This is a genomic window from Sinorhizobium sp. NFACC03 (assembly GCF_900103435.1).
Classification (GTDB): Bacteria; Pseudomonadota; Alphaproteobacteria; order Rhizobiales; family Rhizobiaceae; genus Ensifer.
Window position 1 is genome coordinate 21,714 of sequence record NZ_FMXF01000042.1, and the last position, 25,630, is coordinate 47,343.

The 25,630-nt window shown below is 62.5% G+C and carries 22 protein-coding genes and 2 pseudogenes; 19 read left to right on the forward strand and 5 right to left on the reverse strand.

Going from position 1 to position 25,630, the window contains the following annotated elements:
- Positions 1-32: 32 nt before the first annotated feature.
- The 15 genes and pseudogenes from BLU35_RS31240 (at position 33) to BLU35_RS31310 (ending at position 18,620) form a co-directional block, all read left to right on the forward strand.
- Entirely contained in the window at positions 33-1,688 is a 1,656-nt protein-coding gene (locus tag BLU35_RS31240; RefSeq protein ID WP_093236015.1) for an amino acid ABC transporter permease, read from the forward strand.
- Between the two features lie 10 nt (positions 1,689-1,698).
- Positions 1,699-2,361, forward strand: a complete 663-nt coding sequence (locus BLU35_RS31245; protein WP_093236016.1) for an SDR family oxidoreductase — start codon at positions 1,699-1,701, stop codon at positions 2,359-2,361.
- Positions 2,362-2,374: 13 nt separating this feature from the next.
- Positions 2,375-5,407: an aminotransferase class III-fold pyridoxal phosphate-dependent enzyme gene (locus BLU35_RS31250; RefSeq protein ID WP_093236017.1), complete on the forward strand. Its 3,033-nt coding sequence runs from the start codon at positions 2,375-2,377 to the stop codon at positions 5,405-5,407.
- A 191-nt stretch (positions 5,408-5,598) separates the two neighbouring features.
- Positions 5,599-6,747, forward strand: coding sequence for an ABC transporter ATP-binding protein (locus tag BLU35_RS31255; RefSeq protein WP_093236018.1), 1,149 nt, complete (start codon positions 5,599-5,601; stop codon positions 6,745-6,747).
- A 20-nt stretch (positions 6,748-6,767) separates the two neighbouring features.
- Complete coding sequence (locus tag BLU35_RS31260; RefSeq protein ID WP_093236019.1) at positions 6,768-7,997, forward strand: ABC transporter substrate-binding protein; 1,230 nt, start codon at positions 6,768-6,770, stop codon at positions 7,995-7,997.
- Between the two features lie 19 nt (positions 7,998-8,016).
- On the forward strand, positions 8,017-8,973 hold the full coding sequence (locus BLU35_RS31265; protein WP_093236020.1) for a carbohydrate ABC transporter permease: 957 nt from the start codon (positions 8,017-8,019) through the stop codon (positions 8,971-8,973).
- Positions 8,966-9,778 (forward strand): carbohydrate ABC transporter permease, encoded by an 813-nt coding sequence (locus BLU35_RS31270; protein ID WP_058322613.1) that lies wholly within the window; start codon positions 8,966-8,968, stop codon positions 9,776-9,778. Before BLU35_RS31265 ends, BLU35_RS31270 begins: the two co-directional genes overlap by 8 nt.
- 4 nt (positions 9,779-9,782) lie before the next feature.
- On the forward strand, positions 9,783-11,648 hold the full coding sequence (locus BLU35_RS31275) for an amylo-alpha-1,6-glucosidase (RefSeq protein WP_286161683.1): 1,866 nt from the start codon (positions 9,783-9,785) through the stop codon (positions 11,646-11,648).
- Positions 11,578-12,555 carry a substrate-binding domain-containing protein gene (locus tag BLU35_RS31280; RefSeq protein ID WP_286161684.1) on the forward strand — a complete coding sequence of 326 codons (978 nt, stop codon included), beginning with the start codon at positions 11,578-11,580 and terminating at the stop codon, positions 12,553-12,555. Before BLU35_RS31275 ends, BLU35_RS31280 begins: the two co-directional genes overlap by 71 nt.
- Before the next feature lie 126 nt (positions 12,556-12,681).
- Positions 12,682-14,694 (forward strand): beta-galactosidase, encoded by a 2,013-nt coding sequence (locus tag BLU35_RS31285; protein WP_210185180.1) that lies wholly within the window; start codon positions 12,682-12,684, stop codon positions 14,692-14,694.
- 252 nt (positions 14,695-14,946) lie between these two features.
- A pseudogene (locus BLU35_RS31290) lies at positions 14,947-15,695 on the forward strand (GntR family transcriptional regulator).
- A 4-nt stretch (positions 15,696-15,699) separates the two neighbouring features.
- Positions 15,700-16,485 carry a transporter substrate-binding domain-containing protein gene (locus BLU35_RS31295; RefSeq protein ID WP_093236022.1) on the forward strand — a complete coding sequence of 262 codons (786 nt, stop codon included), beginning with the start codon at positions 15,700-15,702 and terminating at the stop codon, positions 16,483-16,485.
- Positions 16,486-16,589: 104 nt separating this feature from the next.
- Positions 16,590-17,261 (forward strand): amino acid ABC transporter permease, encoded by a 672-nt coding sequence (locus tag BLU35_RS31300; protein WP_093236023.1) that lies wholly within the window; start codon positions 16,590-16,592, stop codon positions 17,259-17,261.
- Positions 17,258-17,917 carry an amino acid ABC transporter permease gene (locus tag BLU35_RS31305; RefSeq protein ID WP_093236024.1) on the forward strand — a complete coding sequence of 220 codons (660 nt, stop codon included), beginning with the start codon at positions 17,258-17,260 and terminating at the stop codon, positions 17,915-17,917. Before BLU35_RS31300 ends, BLU35_RS31305 begins: the two co-directional genes overlap by 4 nt.
- Positions 17,895-18,620: an amino acid ABC transporter ATP-binding protein gene (locus BLU35_RS31310; RefSeq protein ID WP_093236025.1), complete on the forward strand. Its 726-nt coding sequence runs from the start codon at positions 17,895-17,897 to the stop codon at positions 18,618-18,620. Before BLU35_RS31305 ends, BLU35_RS31310 begins: the two co-directional genes overlap by 23 nt.
- Before the next feature lie 65 nt (positions 18,621-18,685).
- Here the strand turns inward: BLU35_RS31310 and pcaF are convergent, their stop codons facing one another.
- From pcaF to BLU35_RS31325, 3 genes are read right to left on the reverse strand one after another with little or no spacing between them, the layout of a single operon-like run.
- Positions 18,686-19,891: a 3-oxoadipyl-CoA thiolase gene (gene pcaF / locus BLU35_RS31315; protein WP_093236026.1), complete on the reverse strand. Its 1,206-nt coding sequence runs from the start codon at positions 19,889-19,891 to the stop codon at positions 18,686-18,688.
- Positions 19,891-20,673, reverse strand: coding sequence for a CoA-transferase subunit beta (locus tag BLU35_RS31320; protein WP_093236027.1), 783 nt, complete (start codon positions 20,671-20,673; stop codon positions 19,891-19,893). Before BLU35_RS31320 ends, pcaF begins: the two co-directional genes overlap by 1 nt.
- Before the next feature lie 12 nt (positions 20,674-20,685).
- A complete protein-coding gene (locus BLU35_RS31325) occupies positions 20,686-21,546 on the reverse strand; it encodes a CoA transferase subunit A (RefSeq protein ID WP_093236028.1) in 861 nt (286 codons plus the stop codon).
- Between the two features lie 177 nt (positions 21,547-21,723).
- Here BLU35_RS31325 and BLU35_RS31330 point away from each other — a divergent pair, with 177 nt between their 5' ends.
- Together BLU35_RS31330 and BLU35_RS31335 are read left to right on the forward strand one after the other, a co-directional pair.
- Positions 21,724-22,479 carry an IclR family transcriptional regulator gene (locus BLU35_RS31330; RefSeq protein ID WP_093236029.1) on the forward strand — a complete coding sequence of 252 codons (756 nt, stop codon included), beginning with the start codon at positions 21,724-21,726 and terminating at the stop codon, positions 22,477-22,479.
- 89 nt (positions 22,480-22,568) lie between these two features.
- Entirely contained in the window at positions 22,569-23,231 is a 663-nt protein-coding gene (locus BLU35_RS31335) for a sulfite oxidase-like oxidoreductase (RefSeq protein WP_093236030.1), read from the forward strand.
- Here BLU35_RS31335 and BLU35_RS35375 read toward each other — a convergent pair.
- Complete coding sequence (locus BLU35_RS35375; RefSeq protein WP_143033026.1) at positions 23,216-23,449, reverse strand: hypothetical protein; 234 nt, start codon at positions 23,447-23,449, stop codon at positions 23,216-23,218. The two genes, BLU35_RS31335 and BLU35_RS35375, sit on opposite strands and share 16 nt — an antisense overlap.
- 280 nt (positions 23,450-23,729) lie before the next feature.
- On the opposite strand from BLU35_RS35375, the gene BLU35_RS35380 reads away from it, so the two are divergent.
- Both BLU35_RS35380 and BLU35_RS31345 read left to right on the forward strand, forming a co-directional pair.
- Positions 23,730-24,041 (forward strand): hypothetical protein, encoded by a 312-nt coding sequence (locus BLU35_RS35380; RefSeq protein WP_143033027.1) that lies wholly within the window; start codon positions 23,730-23,732, stop codon positions 24,039-24,041.
- Positions 24,041-24,981 (forward strand): annotated as a pseudogene (locus BLU35_RS31345) (sterol desaturase family protein). The gene BLU35_RS35380 and the pseudogene BLU35_RS31345 overlap by 1 nt, the downstream one beginning before the upstream one ends.
- 69 nt (positions 24,982-25,050) lie before the next feature.
- On the opposite strand, the gene BLU35_RS31350 reads toward BLU35_RS31345, so the two are convergent.
- Positions 25,051-25,630, reverse strand: a 580-nt coding sequence (locus BLU35_RS31350) for an IS630 family transposase (protein WP_143033028.1), incomplete at its 5' end; no start/stop codon positions are given.

The window sequence follows — 25,630 nt, forward strand, 5'->3', positions numbered from 1 at the left end:
TTCCGTCTGTCTACTATGCCCCGGAGGAATGAATGTCGTTCCTGAGAAGCGTGCGTCCGAGCAATCTCATCATCCTGACCGCGCTGCCCTTCATCATCTATCTCTTCATTTCCTCCGGCGACTACCAACGCTCGCTGCGGGCGATCCTCGGTGTCGAAAACGGCTCGTCGGTCTTCGTGCCGGGTTTCTTGGCGCTGGCGATCGCATTCGCGTCCGGCGTGGCGGTACTTGTCTTTTCGCGCGCCAAGGCGCCGCGTCCGCGACTGGCCAATGTCGCAGCCGTGCTCAATCTTGCCGCGGCGGCCGTCATCGTCATCGGCCACAACATCCATCCCTTCGTCGCGTCCGTCGTTGCCAACGGCGTCAATCCGTTCAAGTCGACACTGATCGCCAAGGGCGTGACGCCACGGCAATTGACCGAGGCGGCCGATCTGATGGTGCGTGGCGTCGAAGCGTGGCTGTTCCCACTTTATTTCGCGGTTACCGTGATCGGCCTCGGCCTTTTCTTCCTGAGCAAACGTTCAGGCTCAGCGCCTGACGACCGGGTGCGGCGCCTTGCCCGCTGGATCCTCGGTATTGTCAACGGTGCGGGTCTGGTCTTCGTCTTCTTCTTCGCCCACATCGCATTTGCCGCGGGCGTCGCGACCACCATCCGTGCAGCGATAGCGGCCTACATCCTGGCAGCGCTCATGGGCCTTGTCTGGGTCGGGTTGCTGCAACTCAGATCGACGGTCAGGACCAGCCTCTACTTCGCCATTGCTACGCTGGTGCTGGCGCTGGCCGCCGGCTGGTTCCTGCTGCAGCCGCGGGACACTTACGTGCTCGCCGGCACGCTCGCGGGCAAGGTCGGGATCGTCACCAACACGCCTGCGGGCCTGATCAGCGCCGTGCGTTTCGGCCAGTATGACGGCGCGCCGCAAGCGGAGACCCCGGTACGCACCTTTGTCGGCCCAACCGAGGCGCTGGCCTCGATCGCCAAAGGCGAGGGCGTTTCGGCAGCACTGCTGCCGGCAGCCTCCGCGCCAGCCGACATGCCCGTGCTCTGGAAGACCGAAGCACTGAACGACCGCGATCGGGCAGCGGGTGTCACCGTTGCCGTGCTTGCCATCATTCTTGGCCTGCTCACCTTCGGCGGCTACCTGCATCAGCGCCACCCGCTGGCGATCGGTTCGGAATTCATCGTGGATACGATCCGCGGCATCCCCATGCTGGTGATCGTGCTCTATGTCGGCCTGCCGCTCAGCGGCGCGCTCAAGGATGCGACCCAAGGCGTGCTCGACCCGCCGAACCTGATGCGCGGCATCGTCGCCATGGCGCTTGCCTACTCGGCCTATCTCGCCGAGATCTTCCGCTCGGGCATCAACGCCATTCCGGTCGGTCAGGTCGAGGCGGCGCGCAGCATCGGCCTCAACCGCTGGCAGACGGCACGCCTCGTCGTGCTGCCGCAGGCCTTCCGCATCATCATTCCGCCGCTCGGCAACGAACTGATCGCCATCCTCAAGGACACGTCGCTGCTGTCGATCCTGTCGATCCGCGACATCACCCAACGCATGCGCGAGTTCCAGTCGGCGAGCTTCCTGCCGTTCGCACCCTATAACTCGGCTGCAATCTTCTACATCTTCCTGACGCTGGCGGCGGCCAGCCTCGTCAACATGATCGAGCGGAAATATGACATCAAGCACCGCTAGACATCGCACCGTGCTGATCACAGGCGCCTCTCGCGGGCTCGGCGCTGAACTCGCGTGGATCTATGCCGCGGACGGCTGGCGCGTTATCGCCTGCCAGCGGGGGGCACTCCCGACCGAAGGCGGTGCCGATCGACTGCCGCTCGATGTCGCCGATCCCGCTTCGATCGATGCTCTGGGGCAAGCGCTCCAAGGCGTGGCGGTCGACCTGCTGATCAACAATGCCGCGGTGCGCGGCGATACCGGCGGTCTGGATACGTTGGAGCCGGACGGCTTTCTCGACGTGATGCGGGTGAATGCGCTGGCGCCGCTGCTGGTGACGCGGGCGCTCCTTGCGAACCTGCGGGCCGGCGAAAGGCGGATCGTCGCCAACATCAGCAGCCGCGCCGGCTCACTCGCCGAGGGCGCGCTCGACGATGACGACGGCGACTACGCCTATCGCTGCTCGAAGGCGGCGCTGAACATGGCGACGGTCAAGCTCGCGCAGGATCTGAAGGGCGACGGGATTTCGGTGCTGTCGCTGCATCCCGGCTGGGTGCAGACGGACATGGGCGGCAGCGACGCCGTCGTTTCCGTCGCGTCCAGTGCGGCCGGGCTGAAGGCGATCATCGACAGGGCAGATTTGGCCGATAGCGGCAGTTTTCGCGCCTTTGACGGGCGGCAGGTTTCGTGGTGACAGGACAGAGAAAATGGCAGAGAGAGATTTGAGAACCGAGCCGGAATTGGCGACGATCCGCGCCTGGCTCAGCGACACCTACGGCATCGAGGCGAGCCTCTCGCCGCTGCCGGGCGAGCACGATCTCAACTACCGGGTCTCGGCCGCCGATGGCCAGGAGTTCCTGCTGAAGCTGCACGCGACCGGCGACGCCGACGAGCTCGACATGCAGGTGGCGGTGCTGGAACATCTTGCCGCCAAGGCATCCGATCTGTCGGTCTCGCGCGCGTTTCGCGATCGCTCCGGCGCCGTCACCAGCAAGATCGAGCTTCGCGGCCCGCGCACGGCACGGCTACTCTCCTGGCTGCCGGGCGATATCTGGGCGAAAGCGCCGATACGCAACGCCGCCAGTGCCGAAAGCCTCGGCCGCCTGCTGGCAGGCCTCGACCGCAGCCTCGAAGGCTTTTCCCATGCCGGCGCCAAGCGGCTCTATGCCTGGGATATCGGCCGGGCCGACATGCATCGCAAGCACGTGGAGTTGATCGACGGCACCGACGAGCGTGCGGCAGTCGCCGCGATCCTCGATCATTTTGCGTCAACGGTGCTGCCGCGCCTGGCGGCCTGCCCGATGCAGGTCATTCACAACGATGCCAACGATTACAACGTGCTGCTTGATGGGAAGGGCGAGGTCAGCGGCCTGCTCGATTTCGGCGACATGGTAGAGACCTGGCGCGTTATCGAAATCGCCGTCGCTTCGGCCTATGCGCTGATTGGATCGGCCGATCCGGTCGGAACCATCGCTGCACTCAGCGGTGCCTATCATCAGGTAAACCCGCTGAGTGAAACTGAAATCGAGCTGGTCCTCGATCTCGTGCTTACCCGCTACGCCGTCAGCATGTGCATGGCGGCGAAGCAGATCCGCGAGAACCCCGAGAATACCTACCTGCTCGTCAGCCAGGAGGATGTCTGGCGCGAACTGAAGCGTCTCCGGAGCGAGAACCGGGCGATCGCCATTGCCCGCATCCGCGATGCCTGCGGTTTGGCGCCGCTTCCGCATGCGGCCGTGGTCGTCCGTTGGCTCGAGAAGAACGCGCACGATTTTGCGCCGATCGTTCGTCCTGACGTCGCCAGGCCGAAGGTCGCTGTGTTCGACTTCTCCGCATCCGCCCCGGAGGCCGCGCAATGGGCGAGCCTCGATGCCGCAGAAGCCGCGGCGCGCATAGCCGCGCGGATCGGCAGCGAGCGTACGGCCTTTGGCATCGGTCTTTATGGCGAAGACCGGGGCATCTATCAGGGTGAGGCTTATCAGACGTCGGTCGAAGGCGCGCGTCGCTCGGTACATCTCGGCGTCGACATCTTCGCGCCGGCGCACGAGCCGGTTTCGGCACCCTTTTCCGGCAAGGTCGCCTTCATTCACGATGACGCCGTCCCCTACGGTTTCGGCCCGACCGTGCTGCTCGAGCATGAGATCGATGGTGGTGTCTGCTTCTGGACGCTCTACGGCCACCTGTCACGCGAAAGCGTCGCCAAGCTCTCCGTGGGGCAGGCGATCGCCAAGGGCGAGGTCTTCGCCGCCTTCGGCGCGGCCGAGGAAAATGGCAACTGGGCGCCGCATCTGCATTTCCAGATCGTCACCGATCACCTCGGCCTCGGCGGTCAGATGCATGGCGTCGGCGTGCGCGACCAGTGGCAGGTATGGCGCGAAGTGAGCCCGGATCCGAGCGTGGTGCTCGGTCTCTCCGTGCCAGTTTCGGTGATCGTGCCGCGCGACAAGGAATTCCTTGTGCGTGAGCGCCATCGTCGCATCGGCCGGTCGCTCAGCATCGCCTATAGCGCTGCACCCCTGAAAATTGTCGGCGGCGAGGGCGCGCGCCTGATCGACGAGGAGGGCACACGCTGGCTCGACATGGTCAACAATGTCTGCCACGTCGGCCATTGCCACCCCCGCGTCGTTAGGGCGGCGCAGGCGCAGATGCGGCGGCTCAACACCAATTCGCGCTACCTGCACGATTCGCTGGTCGAGTACTCCCGTCGGCTTGCCGCGCAGTTTCCGGATCCGCTCAACATCTGCTTCTTCGTCAATTCCGGCAGCGAGGCGAACGATCTCGCCATCCGTTTGGCGCGTGCCTATACCGGCAACCGCGACATCATCACGGTCGACCATGCCTATCACGGCCATCTGTCGAGCCTGATCGACGTCAGCCCCTACAAGTTCGCCGGCAAGGGCGGGGAAGGGCAGGCGGCGCATGTGAAGGTCGCCGAGATGCCCGACCTTTATCGCGGGCGTTACCGCTACGGTGATGAGCACGCTGGCAGGAAATATGCCGAGGACGTGCGCAACCAGGTGGCAGCACTTGCGGCCGATGGTCGTCGCCCTGCACTGTTCTTCAGCGAGGGCATTCTCGGAACCGGCGGGCAGTTGACACTGCCGGAAGGCTATCTCCGGGAAGCCTATGCACATGTGCGCGCGGTCGGCGGTCTCTGCCTCGCCGACGAGGTGCAGGTCGGTTTTGGCCGTGTCGGCAGCCATATGTGGGCGCATGAGTTGCAGGGTGTCGCGCCTGACATCGTCACCATGGGCAAACCAATCGGCAACGGCCATCCGATGGCGGCCGTCGTGACGACAGAGGCGATCGCGGCTTCCTTTGCCAACGGCATGGAGTACTTCAACACCTTCGGCGGCAATCCGGTTTCAGCCGAAATCGGCCTTGCCGTGCTCGACGTCATCCGCGACGAGCGGCTGATGCATCATTGCCGGGTTGTCGGCGACCGGCTGATGGACGGTGCGCGGGCGCTCGCAAGCAAACACCCGATCATCGGCGACGTCAGGGGCCATGGCCTCTTCAACGGCATCGAACTGGTGCGCGACCGCCAGACGCTGGAGCCGGCAGCCCGCGAACTCGATTTCGTCATTGCCGAGATGAAGCGCAAGCATCGCATACTGCTCAGCAGCGAGGGGCCGCATCACAATGTGCTGAAGGTGAAGCCGCCGGCGCCCTTCAGCGCCGAGGATTGCGACTATTTCCTCAACGCGCTCGACGAGACGCTCGGTCGTCTAAGCGTCTGAGACAAAAGCCCAAAAACGGCCGTCCGATCGGCCTTTTTTATTGCTCACGGCCTTCAACAGCAAAATCGGATCGATACGAATTTTCGCTTTACAAGAAAGTTAAACGTTTTTATCGTGCATATAAACGTTTAACTAAGCGCATAGCTCGTGCCGGTGGCCTTTGCTAAGCGCTTGCCGGCAGGGAGGGCCCGTTGGCAGCGATCCGTATCGAAAATTTGCGCAAAGGCTTTGGTTCGCTCGAAGTCTTGAAGGGTATCAACCTCGATATCGCCGACGGCGAGTTCGTCTGCTTCCTCGGTCCGTCCGGCTGCGGTAAGAGCACGCTGCTGCGCTCGATCGCCGGTCTTGAGGATCTGGACGGCGGCTCGATCCGTCTTGGCGATCGCGACATCACCGAGGTGGCGTCGGCCAAGCGCGACATCGCCATGGTCTTCCAGAACTATGCGCTCTACCCGCACATGAATGTGCGCAAGAACCTGTCCTTCGGCCTCGCGCTGAACGGCATGAAGCGGGACGAGATCGATCGCCGTGTCGACAATGCCGCCGACATCCTGCGCATCAAGGAACTGCTTGCCCGCAAGCCGCGCCAGCTCTCGGGCGGTCAGCGCCAGCGCGTGGCGATCGGTCGTGCGATCGTGCGCGAGCCAAAACTCTTCCTGCTCGACGAGCCGCTGTCGAACCTCGATGCCGGCCTGCGCGTCACCATGCGCGTCGAGCTTGCAGCACTGCACGAGCGTCTCGGCGTGACGATGATCTACGTGACCCATGACCAGGTCGAGGCGATGACGCTCTCCGACCGTGTCGTTGTGCTCGACAAGGGCAAGGTCAGCCAGTTCGGCACCCCGCTCGAACTCTTCTATCAGCCGGCCAATCTGTTCGTTGCCGGTTTCATCGGCTCGCCGCGCATGAACTTCGTCACCACCGAAGTGGCCGGGCAGGTCGGCGCGTCCGTGACGCTCAACGGCGGCGGCCTCGCCCACACGCTCAAGCTCGAGATGCTGGCGGCAGCGCCGGTCGCCAAGGCCAAATCCGTCACGCTCGGCATTCGCCCCGACAAGATCGAACTGGTCTCGGCAGAAGAAGGGCATCTCGTCGGCGACGTGCGTCTGGTCGAGCGGCTCGGCACCGAGAGCCACGTCCATATCAGCCTGCAGAATGGCAGCGACATGACCGCTGTCGTGCGTGGCACGCACCCGGTCTCCGCCCGCGAGCGCGTGCACCTGCGCCTGCCGGCCGAGCATTGCCATCTGTTTGATGGCGACGGCCAGGCGGTCGCGCGGCGGCTCGATGTTGAGACGCAGGCGCTCATCAATCAGGAAAAGGCAAAGCGGGTCGCGTAACCCGAATGAGGAGGAGAAGCATGCTCAACAGGAAGTCGATCATTGGCTCGCTGATGGTTCTGGCTATGGCCGGAACCGCGACGGCCCGCGCAGAAGAGACCTTGCGCTTTGCGACCTGGGACACGGACGAAAGCCTGGCGATCCAGCAGGAAATCGCCAAGAAGTTCGAAGAAAAGCATCCGGGCGTAAAGGTTCAGGTCGAGCCCTACGCGGATGGTTACGATCAGAAGCTGATCGCTGCCTTCGGCGCCGGCAACCCGCCTGATGTGATGTATATGTGGAACTTTCCGCAGTATTACACGTCGCTGAAGCCGCTGGACGATCTGATCGCCAAGGATGCGGCCGAACTCAAGCCGGACGATTTCCCCAAGGGCCTGATGAACACTGTTCGTGTCGAAGGCAAGACTTACGGCATGCCGTCGGGCTTCACCACCCAGGTGGTGTTCTACAACAAGGACATGTTCGCCAAGGCCGGCGTCGACGAGCCGAAGGACGGCTGGACCTGGGACGACCTGCGCGCCAAGGCGGCCAAGTTCCGCGACGAGCCGAACAAGGTCTATGGCTTTGCCGTCGACGCCAAGCCCGATCCCTATGACTTCGAACAGTTCCTCTGGTCGAACGGTACCAAATACATCTCCGACGATGGCAAAAAGATCGACGGCTACATGAACAGCGATGCCGCCGCTCAGGTGCTCGACATGTTCGGCGACATGGCCAAGAAGCAGGAAGCGATCACGCTGAACCTCGGTGACGACACGTCTGGCAGCACGCTCTTTAAGGGCGGCAAGATCGCCATGTTCCAGAGCGCCATGTGGTCGAAGTCCGGCATCGATGCTTCGGGCATCAAGTATGGCGTCGCGCCGCTGCCGAAGTTCGGCGACAAGACCGCCCATTCGGCGCTCGGCGTTTCGGCGATCTCGATCGCCAAGGACGCGGCGCATCCGGACCTCGCCTGGGAATTCGTCAAGTTCTTCTCTTCGCCCGAAGCCGTAGCCATGCGCGTCAACGACCTGCCGGTGCGCACCAGCGTTGCGGAAGAAAAGGGCATGACCAAGGACCCGATCTACAAGCCCTTCTTCGACATTCTCGCCACCTCGAACACCGAGACCCATGCGTTTCTGAAGAATGCCAACTGGGGCAAGGTCCAGGACAATCTCGCCCGCGCTATCGAAGCGACCATGATCGACCAGGGTAATGCCAAGCAGCATCTCGACGATGCGGTCAACCGCTCGAAGCGGCTGATGAAGTAAGAAAAGGGAGTACGGGGAGATGGATATGACCTATGCCGGTGCAGAGCCAAAGGTGGCAAGGCGCAAGCGCTCCGCCATCGCGCGCTATGCGGCGCCCTATCTGTTCATCTCCCCGTGGATCCTCGGGTTCCTGTTCTTCACGCTCGGCCCGCTCGTCTTCTCGCTGACGATGAGCTTCTACGACTGGCCTGTTGTCGGTGAGCGTACCTTCGTCGGGCTCGAAAACTATCGTTCCATGCTGTTCGAGGATCCGCAGTTCTGGGAAAGCCTCTGGATTACGGTGAAGTTCGCGGCGATCTACGTGCCGTTCAACATCGTCATGTCGTTCCTTCTGGCGCTGATGCTGCATCACATCACCTTTGCCAGCGGCTTCTTCCGCACTGCCTTCTATCTGCCGAGCGTCATTTCCGGCGTCGCGCTGGTGACGATCTGGAGCTGGATCTACAGCAGGGAATACGGCCTTCTGAACTTCATGCTGTCCTTCGTCGGCATCGAGGGGCCGAACTGGCTCGGCGATCCGAACCTTGCGATCGTCGCCATCATCATCGCCAGCCTCTGGGGCCTTGGCGGCACCATGCTGATCCTTCTGACCGGCCTGAAAGCCATCCCGAAGGAACTCTATGAGGCGGCGACCGTCTCCGGCGTTCCCGGCTGGGCGCAGATGGTGTTCATCACCTTGCCGATGCTCGGGCCGATGCTGCTCTTCACCTTCATCACCTCGATCATCTCCGCCTTTCAGCAACTGACGATCGCGCTTCTCTTGACCAAGGGCGGACCGCTCGGCTCCACCTATTTCTTCGCCATGTATATCTACGACAACGCCTTCAAATATTTCGATATGGGCTACGCTGCCGCCGGCTCCTGGGTGATGTTCATCATCGTTCTGCTGCTCAGCCTTGGCGTCATGCGCTGGTCGGCCGCCTGGGTCTATTACGAAGGTGAAGTCCGCCAGAACGATGGAGAGAACAATGCGTAAGACGCTGCTCTATTCCGCGCTCATCCTGCTCTCGGCTCTGTTCATCGCGCCGTTCTACTGGACCTTCATGACGGCGATCAAAAGCACCGCCGAGCTCTACCAGTTCCCGCCGGTCTTCTGGCCGTCCGAATGGCATTGGGAGAACTTTGCCGCCGCCTGGAACAAGCAGCCCTTCGGCACCTACCTCACCAATTCGCTGATCGTGGTGGTGCTGTCGACCATCGGTCAGCTGATCTCCTCGTCGCTGGTTGCCTATGGTTTTGCCCGCTTCCGCTTTCCCGGTCGCGATCCGCTGTTCATCCTGTTGCTGGCCACCATGATGATCCCGTGGGACGTGAAGATGATCCCGCTCTATATGGAGTTCAACCTGCTCGGCTGGATCAACACGCTGAAGCCCTTGATCGTGCCCGCCTATTTCGCCGACGCCTTCTTCGTCTTCCTGCTTCGCCAGTACATCATGACCGTGCCGATGGAGATCGACGAGGCCGCGCGCATGGATGGCGCCAACGCCTTCGACATCTACTGGCGCATCCATCTGCCGCTGATGATGCCGGCGCTGGTGCTGGTCGGCACTTTCCACTTCATGAACGCCTGGAACGACTATCTCGGCCCGTTGATCTTCCTCAACGACCAGTCGAAATACACGCTGACGCTCGGCCTCTCGATGTTCAAGGGCCTGCACGAGGTGGACGTGACGTCGATTGCCGCAATCACCGTCATCCTCTGCCTGCCGCCGCTCGCGCTCTTCTTCGTCGCCCAGCGCTACATCATGGATGGCGCGGTCGGATCGTCGGTGAAGGGATAACGGCATGCTGTTCGATATCGACTTCGTGCCCTTCAGCCGCAGGGGCCGGTTCCTGACGCTCTCGATGATGCGTGTGCCCGGTGGCGACGGCGAGCGCGCGCTTTATCTCCGCCACGTTGCCGGCGGCGACGAGCGGCCGTCGCTCGGACGCCTCTGCCGCGTCGAGTTTCTCGATGCGGCAGACGAGGCCGTGACGCCTGTGCTCGTACTTTCGCCGGAGCGGCTCGACGCCCGCGTCGGTGAGGGCGAAGTCACCTTCGTCATCGGCGAAGGGGAAAGGCTGCATATATCCGGCAAAAAGGCGGGCGTGCGCTTCCATCTCGAAGGCTCGCGCTACGACTATGTCTACCGCACGCCGAAGGGCGAGGATTGCCTCGTTGCCGCGGTTGAGAACGTCAAGTTCATCCCGCGCGCGATCACAGGCGACCTTAAGGTCACCGGTGCCTGGCAGCGCGACCATTCGGAGGACGTATCCTTTTCTTTCTCGGGCACCGATGCCTTCGAGGGCCATGTCGATTTCTTCCGCACGGTGCCGCCTGTTGATCGACCCGGCCGTTTCGCTGAGGCCCTTTCGGGTGCAACGGCCGAATTCGTCCAGTGGCACGCGCGCGTTCCGAAGGGCGTCGCAGGCCAGGACGAGGCACATCGCCTGGCGAGCTATCTGCTCTGGGCGAACGGCGTGCCCGTCGGCGGCGCGCTGACGCGGCCGGCGATCTACATGTCGAAGAACCACATGATCAACATCTGGAGCTGGGACAACGCCTTTTCCGCCCTTGGCGTCGCCGCCTTCGATCAGGACCTTGCCTTCGATCAGTTGGCAGTGATCTTCGACCATCAGGACGCGTCCGGACTGCTGCCGGATTATATCAACGACCGCGATGTGCTCTTCGCCTTTACCAAGCCGCCGGTGCATGGCTGGGCGGTGTCGCTGATCGCGGCTGCCGACCCGTCCTTCCTGACGGCAGAGCGCAAGTCTTACCTGCGCGATGCCATCGGCCGCCAGGTCGACTACTGGCTGACCTACGGCCGCAAGGATGCGACGAGCCTGCCGTCTTATTTCCACGGCAACGACAGCGGCTGGGACAATGCCACCTTCTTCGCCGAAGGCGGTCCGGTGATCTCGCCGGATCTGCCGGTTTTCCTGATCCTTGCCTGCGAGACGCTCGCGAACCTCTTGGAGGACGACGCGGACCGTCAGGCGATGTGGCGGCAAAAGGCCGACGATCTGCAGACCCTACTGTTCGAGCGGCTGTGGACCGGGGAGACCTTCGGTGCACGGCTTGCCGCGGATCCGGAGCGGATCCTGCCGGGAGACAACCTCATCCAGTTCATGCCGCTGCTCTTGGGTGCGCGACTGACTTCTGAGATGCGCAAGAAACTCGTGGCGCGGCTCGTGGCCGGCGGCTTCATCACCGAATGGGGCCCCGCCACCGAGAGCCCGCAGAGTTCGTATTACGAGGACGATGGCTATTGGCGCGGACCCATCTGGGCCCCGACGACCCTTCTCCTCTGGGACGGTCTTCGCCGGCAAGGGCAGATTGAACTTGCGCATGAAGTCGCGGAAAAGTTCTGTTCACTTGCCAGCAAAAGCGGTATGGCCGAAAACTTCGATGCGCGCTCGGGGAGGGGCCTTCGCGATCGGGCATTCGCCTGGACATCCGCAGTCTATCTTCAGCTGGCGGCATCGCTCAGCCGACCCAAATCATCGTGTGATCTAGCAACCCGTGACAAGTCGAGACGCCATGCAGAGACCGACGATCAAGACCATCGCGCAGGAGACGGGGCTTTCCATCGCCACCGTGTCCAAGGCCCTGAAGCATTCGCCTCAGGTTCGCCCGGAGACGCGCGCGATCGTGATCGAGGCGGCTGAACGCGTCGGCTATGAACTCAACATGCATGGCGTGCAGTTGCGCACCGGCAAGACCTACCAGGTCGCCGCGATCATGACCGCACCTGGCCCGAAACAGAACGAATGGGAAGGCGTCGAATACGCCCAGCTCCTGAGCGGCATTTCCTGGGCGCTGGAAGACAGTCCCTATCGCGTCTCACTCTATGCCGTCCGCAATTTCGAGGAAAGCCAGGCGGTCATCAAGCAGATCGTGTCGCTGAAGAAGGCCGACGGCATCATCATTTCTGGCACCCGCGCGGACGATCCGCGCATCCGCACCATGCAGGCGGCGGATTTCCCCTTCGTCACCTACGGCACCAGCATCCACAATGCCCCGCATGCCTATGTCGATGCCGACAACGAGCAGATGATACGGGTGTCGATGGCGCGGCTGGTCGAGCGCGGCCACCGCCGCATCGCCCTGCTCAACCCGCTTTCGGACTTGAGCTACGGCATCACCCGGCTCGAAGCCTACAAACATGCTCTCGACGTGGCAGGTCTTCCCTATGATTCGGCGCTCGTGGCCCATGGCCGACTGACGCCCGCCTTCGGCCGCGAAAACGTGCTCACCATGTCCGAACTCAGCAATGCGCCGACCGCCTATATCTGCGCCAACGAAGCCTCAGCGCTCGGCGCCTTCTCCGGCTTCCATGAGCGCGGTCTGGTGCATGGGCGTGATGCGGTGATCAATGCCACCGACGACCTCAATGTCAGCCAGTATTTCGCGCCGCCGATCACCACCTATTATCTGCCGATCAGCGAACCGAGCAGCCTGCTCGGCGCCTATATCCTGAGGCGCATGGAGGGCGAGCCGCCGGAGGCGCTGCAGACGCTCCTGATGCCAAACCTCATCGAACGCTGCGACGATCGCTTGAACCCGAACCGTTGACGAATTTTTCGCCCGATCAGGGCGCCCTTTCATGTTCTTCAATATAAACGTTTATATTCAAGACGAGACAGACAAAACCCGAGGCTGGAACCAACCGGCCGAATGAAATGACGAAGGACCGGACCCGTGCACATGCCTCTGACGAGATCGAACCGCTTCAACGCCAAAGAGCAGCAGACCGACATGCTGGAACTCGGCGTCTGCTACTATCCGGAGCAGTGGCCGCGCGCGAAGTGGGAAGAGGATGCGCGCCGCATGGTCGAGCTCGGGCTTGCCTGGGTGCGCATCGGTGAATTCGCCTGGGCGAAGATCGAGCCCCGGTCGGGCGAGTTCCATTGGGAATGGCTCGACGAGGCCATCGAGGTGCTCGGCAATGCCGGCCTCAAGGTGATCCTCGGAACCCCGACGGCAGCGCCGCCGAAGTGGCTGATCGATCGCTATCCGGATATCCTGCCCGTCGACGTCACGGGCGTGGTGCGCAAGTTCGGCGCCCGCCGTCACTACTGCTTCTCCAGTCGCCGCTACCGCATCGAGGCGGCGCGCATCTCGGAAGCCATGGCCGAGCGCTATGGCAAAAACGCCTTCGTGCACGCCTGGCAGACCGACAACGAATACGGCGACCACGACACGATCTACAGCTATTCCGACGAGGCGCTGCGCGCTTTCCGCGAATGGCTGGCTGAGCGCTATGGCACCGTCGAGGAACTGAACCGCGCCTGGGGCACGGCCTTCTGGGCGATGAATTATTTGTGCTTCGACGAGGTCGAACTTCCCAACAATCTCGTCGAGGAACCGAGCCCGACCCATATCGTCGACTATATCCGCTTCTCCTCCGACCAGGTGAAGAGCTTCAACAAGGCGCAGGTCGATATCATCCGCAAACACTCGCCGGATCGTCCGGTGACGCACAACTTCATGTCGCAGAACACCGACTTCGATCACTACAAGGTTGGCGAGGACATCGATATCGCGTCGTGGGACGTCTATCCGATGGGAGGGCTGCTCAACGGCCGTCTCTCCTCCGAAGACAAGGGCCGTTACCTCCGCGTCGGCGACCCGGACCAGCCAGCCTTCAACCACGATCTCTACCGCGCCGTCGGCAACGGTCGCGTCTGGGTGATGGAGCAGCAGCCAGGCCCGGTGAACTGGGCGTCGCACAACCAGTCGCCGGCCGACGGCATGGTCCGGCTCTGGACCTGGCTCGCCTATGCCCATGGCGTCGACATGGTCTCCTATTTCCGCTGGCGCCAGGTGCCGTTCGCGCAAGAGCAGTTCCATGCGGGTCTTCTTTTGCCGAACAGCGAGGCGGACCAGGGCTATCTCGAAGTTGCGCAGGTTGCCGAGGAGATGAAGCGGCTGCCGAAGGGCGAACGCCGCGAGAAGGCCAAGGTCGCGATCGTGCTCGACTACACTTCGCGCTGGGCGACCCGCGCGCTGCCGCAGGGCCGCACCTATCTGGCGTCGCAGATCGCGCTCGACTGGTATTCGACCGTTGCCCGCTTCGGCGTCGATGTCGACATCATCGGCCAGCACTCGGATCTCGATGGCTACCAGCTGGTGCTGGCGCCCGACCTCGTAATCCCGGATCAGGCGTTCGTTCAGAACCTAGCTGCTTCCGGCGCCAAGGTTCTGTTCGGACCGCGCAGTGGAAGCAAGACCGAGGATATGCACATTCCCGAAGGCTTGCCGCCAGGGCCGCTCGCCTCGCTGATCGACGTCAGCGTCGCGCGCGTCGAGTCGCTTCCGGAGTTTCATGCCGAGAGCGTGCTTTACGGCAACGAGACTTACTCGGCTGGCGTCTGGCGCGAGACGGTCAGGTCAAGCGAAGCCGTGCTTGCGACCTTCGAGGGCGACTATCGCAATGGTGCGCCGGCGCTCGTCGGCAACGACAAGGCGCGCTATCTGGCAACCGGCGCGCGGGGTGAATTCTTGAGTAAGGTGATCGGTGACGCGCTTGGCTGGGCTTCGGTCGAGGCGCTCGCGGATCTGGGAGATCTGCGCATCACCCGCCGCGGCAAGCTCAGCTTTGCCTTCAACTACGGCAAGACGGCCGTCGACGTACCGGCGCCGGCCGGCGCAACGTTCCATGTTGGCGGCCGCAAGCTCGGTCCCGTCGACGTCGCAATCTGGACGGAGTGATCGGGAAGCCGGAACACGCCCGTTTCCGGTTTGCCTCGTCACACCGCGCATCGGTCCATCTGGGCGGCGTGGCCTCGCGTGCCCAGAAGGGAGCGAATGAGCAAGGGCGATGCACCGATCTGCCGCTCGAAATGCGGTGCCTAAAAAGCGAGCTGCCTGCACCTGAATAACCAAAGGTGAGAGTGCATCTCCCGCAAGCCCTTGAAAAGGTGGCCATATGAGATTGGCACAGGCTTTGCATTGCTGTCTTGTATGCAAGATAGAGCCGCGCCGAACTTCCATAATCCGATCGAGAAATCCATCGTCTCGGGTATCCTTTCGGGCCGCATAAAGCCCGGAACGCGGCTCAGCGAGAACCAATTGGCCGCGCTTTTCGGCGTGTCGCGGACCAGGGTGCGCGAAGCGATGATGCGCCTCGAGACACGCTGCATCGTGCATGTCAGCCCACGGAGAGGCTGGTTCGTGGCGCAACCATCTGCCGAAGAGGCGGTGATGGTCTATGACGCGCGGCGCGTCATCGAAGCTGGACTGCTGCGCAGCATGCGGCCGCTGACGGAGAGCGGCCGCAACAGGCTGCAAGCCCACCTTGCTGAAGAGAAGGCGGCGATTGAAGCCGGCGCCGCCAGCGCCTCACCTGCCTGATGGGCGACTTCCATATTCGGGTGGCCGAACTGGCGGATAACGCCGTTCTCATCGAGATCCTTCGCGATCTCACGGCGAGAACCATTCTGATTTCGATGCTTTATCAGTCGGATTTCCACGCCCTGCAATCCCACCTCGGGCACTGCCGCATCGTCGGAGCGATGGAGCAGGGAGATTTTTCGAGGGCGGCGGCGCTCTCCGTCGAACATCTGGACGAGGTGGAAACCGGACTGGACCTGACGAAGCACCCCGATCCTCTGGCTGACCTCCGGCGGTCGCTCGCGCTTCCTCCCCTGACCGTGACTTCGCCGTCGACGACGTCACGCAGCACAACACCGCCAACCCAAAAAGGAGAATGACTCAATGCTCGCAAGACGACTGTTCATCGCCATGGCGGCGATGGCCGCGACCATCGGCTTCGGCTCGGTTTCCCATGCCGATGCGCTTGGCGACATCACGTCGCGCGGCACGCTTCGCGTCGCCGTTCCCCAGGATTTCCCGCCTTTCGGCAGTGTCGGCACGGATATGGCGCCGATGGGCTACGACGTCGACATGGCCAATCTGATCGCAGACAAGCTCGGCGTGAAGGTCGAACTCGTGCCGGTTACGAGCGCGAACCGGATTCCCTACCTGCAGACCAACAAGGTCGATCTGGTGATTTCGAGCCTCGGCAAAAATCCGGATCGGGAGAAGGTCATCGACTTCTCCGCCGCCTATGCGCCCTTCTTCAATGGCGTGTTTGCGCCCGCCGAACTCGCAGTCACCAAGCCGGAGGAACTCACCGGCAAGGTCGTAGGCGTCACCCGCGGCGCGGTCGAAGACCTGGAACTGACCAAGGTCGCGCCGGCGGATACCGTTATCAAGCGCTATGAAGACAACAACGGCACGATCTCCGCCTTCCTGTCCGGGCAGGTCGAGGCTGTCGCGACCGGCAACGTGGTGGCCGCTGCCATTCTCGCCAAGAACCCGCCGAAGCGTCCCGAGTTGAAGTTCCTTATCAAGAACTCGCCCTGTTATATCGGGCTCGGCAAGGAGCAACCCGCCCTTCTTGAAAAGGTCAATGGCATCATCGCTGCGGCCAAGGCCGACGGTTCGCTGAACGCCATCACGCAAAAATGGCTCGGCACCGACCTGCCGACCGATCTCTGATCAACCGTAGCCGCGCCGTCTCGCCGCCAGAGCATCCTGCCTTCACGTGGAGTCACTCTAGGCGGGACGGCGCCATCGGATATTCGTCAAACCAGGGGTGCACCTTGAATTACCAGTTCGAATTTGGCTGGCTGCTCGAATATTATCCTCAGATCATCAAAGGGATAGGCATCACCGTTCAGCTAATCGCGGTTGGTGCCGTCGCCGGTATTTCGCTCGGAATCTGCTGCGCCTGGGCGAGGGCGCTGGGGCCGGCCTGGCTCAAGCCGGTGGTCGCGGCCTATGTGGAGCTGATCCGCAACACGCCGTTCCTGATCCAGCTCTTCTTCATCTTCTTCGGCCTCCCGTCCTTGGGCCTGCAGCTCGGCGAATTGCACGCCGCCAATATCGCCATGATCGTCAATCTCGGGGCCTATAGCTGCGAGATTATCCGCGCCGGCATCCAGGCGACGCCAAGGGGGCAGTTCGAGGCGGGCGCCAGTCTCGCCATGACACGGTTCGAGACCTTTCGGCACGTCGTGCTGGTTCCGTCGCTCCAGCGCATCTGGCCGGCGCTGTCATCCCAGGTGGTCATCGTCATGCTCGGTTCGGCCGTCGTGTCTCAGATCGCCGCTGAAGATCTCACCTTCGCCGCCAACTTCATTCAATCCAGGACTTTCCGCGCCTTCGAGGCTTACATCGTTTCCACGATCATCTACCTCGCGTTGGCGATCTTGCTTCGCCAAGCGCTGGCGATCATCGGCGGGTTCATTTTCCCACGGAGGACCGCGCGATGATCGAGTTCACCCTTTGGGATATATTGCGCAACCTGCTGCTCGCGACGCGCTGGACGGTCGTCCTTTCGCTCGTCTCTTTCCTGGGCGGTGGTATCGTCGGGCTCGCTTTGCTTTTCCTGCGCATCAGCAAACGCAAATCGCTGCGATCGCTCGCCAAATATTACATTGAGCTGTTTCAGGGCACGCCGCTCCTGATGCAGCTCTTCATCGCCTTCTTCGGGCTCGGCCTATTTGGCATCGACGTACCGGCCTGGCTTGCTGCAGGATTGGCGCTGGTCCTCTGGACCGCGGCCTTCCTGGGCGAAATCTGGCGCGGTTGTGTCGAGGCGGTCGCCAAGGGGCAATGGGAGGCCTCCGCCAGCCTCGGCATGGGCTGGCTGCAACAGATGCGTTACGTCATCCTGCCGCAGGCGATGAAAGTCGCCGTTCCGCCGACCGTCGGCTTTTCGGTGCAGATCATAAAGGGTACCGCGCTGACCTCGATCATCGGCTTTGTCGAACTGTCGAAGGCCGGCACTGTCGTCACCAACGCCACCTTCCAGCCCTTCACCGTCTACGGCCTCGTGGCCCTCATCTATTTCGCGCTCTGCTGGCCCCTGTCGAAGAGCAGCCAGATCCTCGAAAGGAAGCTCAATGTCGCTCATCGAAATCACTGAAGTCCGCAAGAGTTATGGCGCGAACGAAGTTTTGAAGGGGATCAGTCTTGACGTCGCACCGGGCGAAGTCATCGCCATCATCGGGAAGAGCGGCTCTGGCAAATCGACGCTGCTTCGTTGCATCAATGGCCTCGAGACGATCAACAAAGGCTCGATCTCTGTCGCGGGTGCGCAGCTCCTCGACGACGAGGTGCATCTGAAGGCGCTGCGGTTGAAGGTCGGAATGATCTTTCAACAGTTCAATCTTTTTCCTCATCAGACGGTCGGTGGCAACGTTATGCTGTCGCAGACGGTCGTGAAAAAGACGCCGAAGCCAGAGGCGGAGGCGATCGCCCGCAAGATGCTGGAGCGCGTCGGCCTCGCATACAAGTTCGACGCCTATCCCGACGAGCTTTCAGGCGGGCAGCAGCAGCGCGTGGCAATTGCACGCGCGCTTGCCATGCAGCCGATCGCGCTGCTTTGTGACGAGATCACCTCGGCGCTGGACCCGGAGCTGGTCTCGGAAGTCCTGACGGTTGTGCGCGAACTTGCCGCCGAGGGCATGACGCTGCTAATGGTGACGCATGAGATGAAATTCGCACGCGACGTCTGCTCGCGGGTCGTGTTCATGCATCAGGGTCGCGTCCACGAAGTCGGGCCGCCGGAAGAGGTTTTCGCCCGTCCGCAGACACCGGAACTGAAACAGTTTCTCGGCCTCCATTGAGAGGCCGAGCTCGGCCAAGTCTAATTCGCCCAACCGGGGTCCCACGTCGCAGCTTGGCACGGCGGCTAGACGCGCTCCAATGCCACCGCGATGCCCTGGCCGACGCCAATGCACATGGTGGACAGTGAATAGCGCCCGCCGGTTTCGTGCAGCTCCAAGGCCGCCGTGCCGGTGATGCGCGCGCCGGACATGCCGAGCGGATGGCCGAGTGCGATGGCGCCGCCGTTGCGGTTGACGCGCGCATCGTCGTCGGCGACACCGAGGTCGCGCAGCACGGCAAGGCCCTGCGAAGCGAAGGCTTCGTTGAGTTCGATGACGTCGAACTGCGCCTGCTTCAGGCCGAGGCGCGCCATCAGCTTCTTCGATGCGGGGGCCGGGCCCATGCCCATGATGCGCGGCGGTACGCCGGCGGTCGCGCCGCCCAGAATGCGGGCGATCGGTCGCAGCCCATATTTCTTCACTGCGGCTTCCGACGCGATGATCAGGGCGGTCGCGCCATCGTTGACGCCGGAGGCGTTGCCGGCCGTCACCGTACCGCCTTCCTTCTTGAAGGGCGTGCCGAGCTTGGCGAGCGCCTCCATCGTCGTTGCGCGCGGGTGCTCGTCGCGGTCGACGACGACAGGCTCGCCCTTGCGCTGCGGGATCGTCACCGAGACGATTTCCTTCGCCAGCCGACCGTTCGCTTGCGCTGCGGCGGCCTTCGCCTGGCTGCGGACGGCAAAGGCGTCCTGGTCTTCGCGGCCGACGCGAAAATCCGCCGCGACGTTCTCGCCAGTCTCGGGCATCGAGTCGACGCCGTACTGCTTCTTCATGAGCGGGTTGACGAAGCGCCAGCCGATGGTGGTGTCGTAGATCTCGGCGTTGCGCGAGAAGGCGGCATCGGCCTTCGGCATGACGAAGGGTGCTCGCGACATGCTCTCGACACCGCCAGCGACCATCAGTTCGGCTTCGCCGGATTTGATTGCCCGCGCTGCAGCGATCACCGCATCCATGCCGGAACCGCAGAGCCGGTTGATCGTCGTGCCGGATACGCCGACCGGCAGGCCAGCCAGAAGCAGCGACATGCGCGCGACGTTGCGGTTGTCCTCGCCCGCCTGGTTGGCGCAGCCGAAGATCACGTCATCGACCGCGTCCCAGTCGACATCGGTGTTGCGTTCGAGGAGTGCCTTGAGTGGGATCGCGCCGAGGTCGTCGGCCCGCACCGAGGAGAGTGAACCGCCGAAGCGGCCGATCGGGGTGCGGATGTAATCGCAGATGAAAGCCTCGGCCATTACGCAGCCTCCTTGTCGCCCTGATGCGCCTTCTTGGTGCGGGCATTGATGTCACGAAGGGTTGTCAGCTCCAGTTCCGTCGGCGCTGGCGTCTCGATCACATGCTCGGCGAACTTGATCGCCCAGCCGCAGTTCTCGACGATCTGCTCGCGGGTCGCGCCCGGGTGGATCGAAACGACCGTCAGTTCTTTCGTCTCGGAATCCGGTTCCAGGATGCAGAGATCGGTGATGACGCGGGTCGGCCCCTTGGTCTTCATGCCGAGCCGCTCGCGATGGTTGCCGCCTTCGCCATGGCCCATGGAGGTGATGAACGGCAGCTTCTCGACGAAGCCGCGCTTCGACAGCGCCATGGTGACGAAGATGCGGCCGCAATTGGAGGCGATCTCCGGTGCGCCGCCGCCACCCGGCAGACGGACCTTCGGATGGTCATAAGGGCCGACGACCGTGGTGTTGAGGTTGGCGAACCTGTCGATCTGGGCGCCGCCGAGGAAGCCGGTGGTGATGCGGCCGCCCTGCAGCCAGTAGCGGAACATCTCAGGCACCGAGACAGTGAAAAGAGCGGTGTCACAGAGTTCACCGTCGCCGATCGAAAGCGGCAGCACATCCGGCTTGGTTCCGACCGTGCCGCTCTCGTAGATCAGCGTGATATCCGGCGCATGGGTTAGTCGCGCGACGTTGCAGGCGGCCGAGGGCGCGCCGATGCCGACAAAGCAGACATCGTCATTGGAGAGCGCCCGCGCGGCGGCAATGGTCATCATTTCGGTGGGGGTGAAGTCGCTCATTCTATCCTCCCTTCAGGCCGCTCTTGCCGGCTTGCTGCCGGCATGCTTGGCGAAGTCTTCCGACTTGGCGTCGAGCACGTTTTCCTTGATCCATGCGGTGAAGCTGTCGCGGTCGCGAGCGATCTCGTCCCAGCGGATGTAGAAGGCGTTGGAGCGCGAGTAGTAGCCGTGCGCATAGGATGGGAAGGCGCCGCCCGGAACTTGGGCAACAGATGTAACCGCCCAGCTCGGGAGCACAAGGGAGTTGGGCGATGGCGGGTTGAGTTCGTCGACGATCTCCTCGACCGTAACGATCGAGCGCTTGGCCGCGAGAACGGCTTCCTTCTGCACGCCGACGATGCCTTCGATCAGCACGTTGCCCTTTTTATCGGCGCGCTGGGCGTGAATGATCGTTACATCCGGGCGGATCGCCGGCACGGCGGCGAGCACTTCGCCGGTGAACGGGCAGGTGACCGACTTGATGTTGGGGTTCACTTTCGGCAGGTCCGCGCCGATGTAACCGCGCAGCGTCGCGAAGGGCAGGTTGGCGGCGCCGGCCTCATAGGCGTTGGCCATGGCTGCGTGCGAATGTTCTTCGATTTCGAGCGGCCGCGGCCATTGGTTTTCGACGGCATCGCGGAAGCGGTGCAAAGAGCCGACGCCTGGGTTGCCGCCCCAGGAAAATTTCATGCCGCGCGCCGCGCCCACGCCGATCAGCTGGTCGTAGAGAATGTCGGGCGTCATGCGCACGAGATAGAGGTCCTTGCGGCCCTGGCGGATCACTTCATGGCCCGCGGCATAGGGGATCAGATGGGTGAAGCCTTCCATGGCGACGGTGTCGCCATCCCTGACATTGTCGCCGACGGCCTCGGCGAGCGAAACGATCTTCGCCATGTTTCCTCTCTTCGCTGCTGTTTGTTGCGCCTGCGGCCTGTCGGGCGGCGGGGCGGCTTGCTCTCTTCCGCATGCCAATAAGCGCCGATCGAACCGAACCGTCAAATATTTTGTGCGATATTTGACTTTTGTTCGTATATCGCACAAAATGCCGACGGATAAACCGAGGGATGACAGATGCGAGAGACGGATTTCGTCAGCGGCTTTGCACGGGGGCTGACGGTGATCGAAGCCTTCGACGAAACACGTCCGAAGCTATCGATCGCCGAGGCGTCGAAGATCACGGGCCTCGACCGGGCGACCGTCAGACGGTCGCTTCTGACGCTCTCCGAGCTCGGCTATGCCGACTACGACGGCAAGTTCTTCGCGCTGACGCCAAAGATCCTGAGATTGGGCCATGCGTACCTTTCGGCGACGCCGCTCCCGACAATCATACAGCCCTATCTCGACCAGCTTTCGGACCGCGCCGGGCAGAGCGCTTCGGCCTCGGTGCTCGATGGTACCGAAATCGTCTATATTGCCCGGGCCTCGCAAAAGCGGGTGATGTCGATCAACCTGACGACCGGTTCGCGTCTGCCGGCCTATTGCGCGTCGATGGGGCGCGTGTGGCTCGCGGCACTGCCGGAGCACGAGGCGCGCGAGATCCTGGCGCGCTCGAACCTGAAGGCGAACACGCCCCATACGAAAACCGATCCGGAGGACTTGATCGCCGAGCTTCGTCGGGTGCGCGATCAGGGCTATGCCCTCATCGATCAGGAACTGGAACTTGGCCTCTGCTCCATCGCCGTCCCGCTCGAGAACGACCGCGGCCGGATCGTTGCGGCGCTGAACATCGGTGCGCCGGCCGCGCACGTAGCCGCAGTGGAGATGGTGGAGCGTTACCTGCCGCTGCTCAAGGAAACGCAAGCTGCCTTGCGCTTGGTCCTGAGATAGCAACTTCGCGCTCCTGCGCTTGACGTTCTGCAGCAGCGCCCTTCTTATTTCCGCTTGGCGAGTGAATTCGGGCCGGGGAGTAAAGATTCATGACCGACGACACGCATCCGCCGGAAACCAAACTCACGACGACGAAGCGACGCTGGGCCGCAGACGGCAAGTTCCTGACCGGACGGATCGCCCGGCCGGAAGACGAACGCCTACCGCCCGGCCAGCACCTGGTCAAGGATTGGCCAGTGCTCGACCTCGGCCAGCAACCGATCATTCGGACGGAAAGCTGGCGGCTCGATGTTACCGGCCTTGTCGAGCATCCTTTGTCGCTCGGCTGGCCCGCCTTCAAGGCGCTGCCGCAAAGCGACAGGCTCTCGGACATGCACTGCGTCACCACCTGGTCGCGCTATGACAACCGCTGGCAGGGTGTCGCGACCCGCGACCTGCTGGATCATGTGATGCCGAAGCCCGAGGCGAGCTACGTCATGCTGACGAGCTATGACGGCTACACCACCAACCTGCCGCTTGAAGACTTCGCGTCCGAGGATGCGATCCTCGCGACGGACTGGGAGGGGCAGCCGATCAGCCGCACCCATGGCGGACCGATGCGGCTCGTCGTTCCGCATCTCTATCTGTGGAAGAGCGCCAAATGGCTCACGCGGATTGATTTTCGCGCTGGTGATGCCGCCGGGTTCTGGGAGAAGAACGGCTATCACATGCGCGGCGACCCGTGGCGCGAGGAGCGCTATTCGGACGACTGAGAGCGTGGCCCACCCTGACCTCGATGCTTGGGAGCCATGAGGGACTGCAGCCCTGCCAGCTGGTAGCGCCCGACGAGGTCGATCGCCGCCTGAATGGATGGTCCGTCCCCATATTGGCCGAGCGTGTCGGCAATGGTGTCGATGGTTCGAGTAAAGGTGCGCTCCAGCACGAAGGGCATCAGCGGCGACAGCGCTGCCTCGCCCTGTGTTTCGGTCATGTATCGCCACGCAAGCCGGGTCATCGCACGGACAATCAGGCCTCTGACGTGGGCATAATGGGTGCCTTCGGACCCGCGAAGCAAGGTGAGGACGACGAGCCGCTGTTCGATCCAGACGACAGCAGGGCGCGCGCGTGCTCCGAGCCCCGGGCATCTGCCGTCAGTCAATGAAAGGTTGCTTCGGGACGCATCAGGTTGCTTCTTCCGGCTTCCCGCAATGCTCGTGTAATCCGCTCCCCCCAAAATTCGGCAATAACGTTTCAAACAAAGACGGTTGTCGATGCGGTTGGTCGTCTTGCCAATGTGGATGCTGCTGTTCGGCGCGGGCTCGGGTCATGCCGATGACAAAGGACTGTGGATTGCGGACGATCCGCAACGCACCGTGCAGCATCTGTACGATCCCTGTCGTGATGGTCGTCTAAGTGACGGAAAGCCACGCACTTGTGCCGAGATCAGGCGCATGTATGGCGGCAAGAGATGGGGCGATTGGCCGGATCCGGACCTTAGCCTGGATGCATGTTCGGACGGGCGCGTCAGTGATGGCCGTCCGCGTACATGCCGCGAGTTGCTGGAATGGATGGAGCGTCAATGATGATTTCAGAGCGCCGCCGCGCCCTTTCGAAAGCCGGGTATCTGCTAAGGCGAGTACTGAGATACCTGTCCTGGCCTTTTGTGTTCTTCTCTGGACTGTTGGGTTCTTATTCTGCCTTCGCAAGCACCCACCCGATGATCGCCTTCGCGACGGTCTATGCCGCCGCGGTCTTTGTCCTGTTCCTTCTCGAACGCTACATCCCCTACGAGCGACGCTGGTTGTTGTCGGATGGCGAGGCGGTGAACGATATCGGACATACGCTGGCGACGAAGGGGGTGCTGCAACTGGCAGGCTTGGTCGCTGCGGTCTTCCCCATGTACGCCGCCAACATCCTGCAGCCGCTTGCCGCGCTGAAGTTCGGATTGTGGCCTTCGGATTGGCCGATGGTGGTTCAGGTGGCGTTGGCAGTGGTGATCGCCGAACTGGGCCTCTACTGGGCGCACCGCATTGCCCATGAAAAATTGTTCTTCTGGCGGTTCCACGCCCTGCATCACAGTGTCGTCCGGCGCTTGGTCATCAACACCGGCCGCTCCACGTCGCCGACTCGCTCTTCAAGGTCGCGATGAGCCAGATCCCGCTCTATTTCCTCGGCGCGCCGCTCCATGTGTTCTGGTGGCTTGGGGCCGTTACGGCCTTCATGGGCATCCTCACCCATTGCAACGTCGATATGCGCACCGGCATCTTCGATTTCGTCTTCAGCACGCCGCGCCTTCATCGCTGGCATCATTCTTAAGACCTTCGCGAAGGCAACATGAACTACGGCGAGAACGTCGTGATCTGGGATTTGATCTTCAGGACCTACTACAACCCCAACCGTCCATCCTCGATCGATATCGGCATCAAGGGACAGATCGCACCGGGATTTCTAAAGCAACTGGCTCAGCCCTTCACCAAAGAAGGTGTCCGCCAAATTCTCGGCCGCCCAAGCCGAGGCTCGTGATGGCGTGGATGCCGTACCCGATCGTCCGACCGGGTACGGCATTGAACGACTAGTACCACTGCACAGAGGTTATGACACTTTGGCGGTTGGGTTTGGATAGGCTTTGGCGAGTTTGACGCGGGCTTGCTCGGTAGAGAACATCCATTTGATGCGAGCGCCGCTTGCGTTGCGTCGGCGTTCCCAGGCTTCGACCTCGGCAACGAGGCGGACGCGGCTTTCGATGCGGCGGTTGAGGCATTGGCGGCGCAGGACGCCGATCTCGATCTCGACCATGTTGAGCCAGCTGGCGTGCTTGGGGGTGTAGTGGAATTCCAGCCGCCTGAGAATGCGGCGCGCCTCCTCGGCCGGCAGGGCCTGGTAGAGCGCGGCGGGTGTGTGGGTCGACAGATTGTCGAGCACCACGCGGATGTAGGCGGCCTCGGGATAATGGACATCGACGAGATCGCGCATGCAGTGGGCGAAGTCGTCGGCCGTGCGCCGTTCGGTAACTTTCACCTTGCGCCAGGATCGGTGCGCGTCGAGGAAGACAAACAGGTTGGCGGTGCCGTTACGCTTGTACTCGCAGTCGTAGCGTTCCGGCCTTCCGGGTTCGGCCGGGATTGGCTGGCGCACCTCGCCGATGAGCTGGGTCGGGCTTTCGTCGACGCAG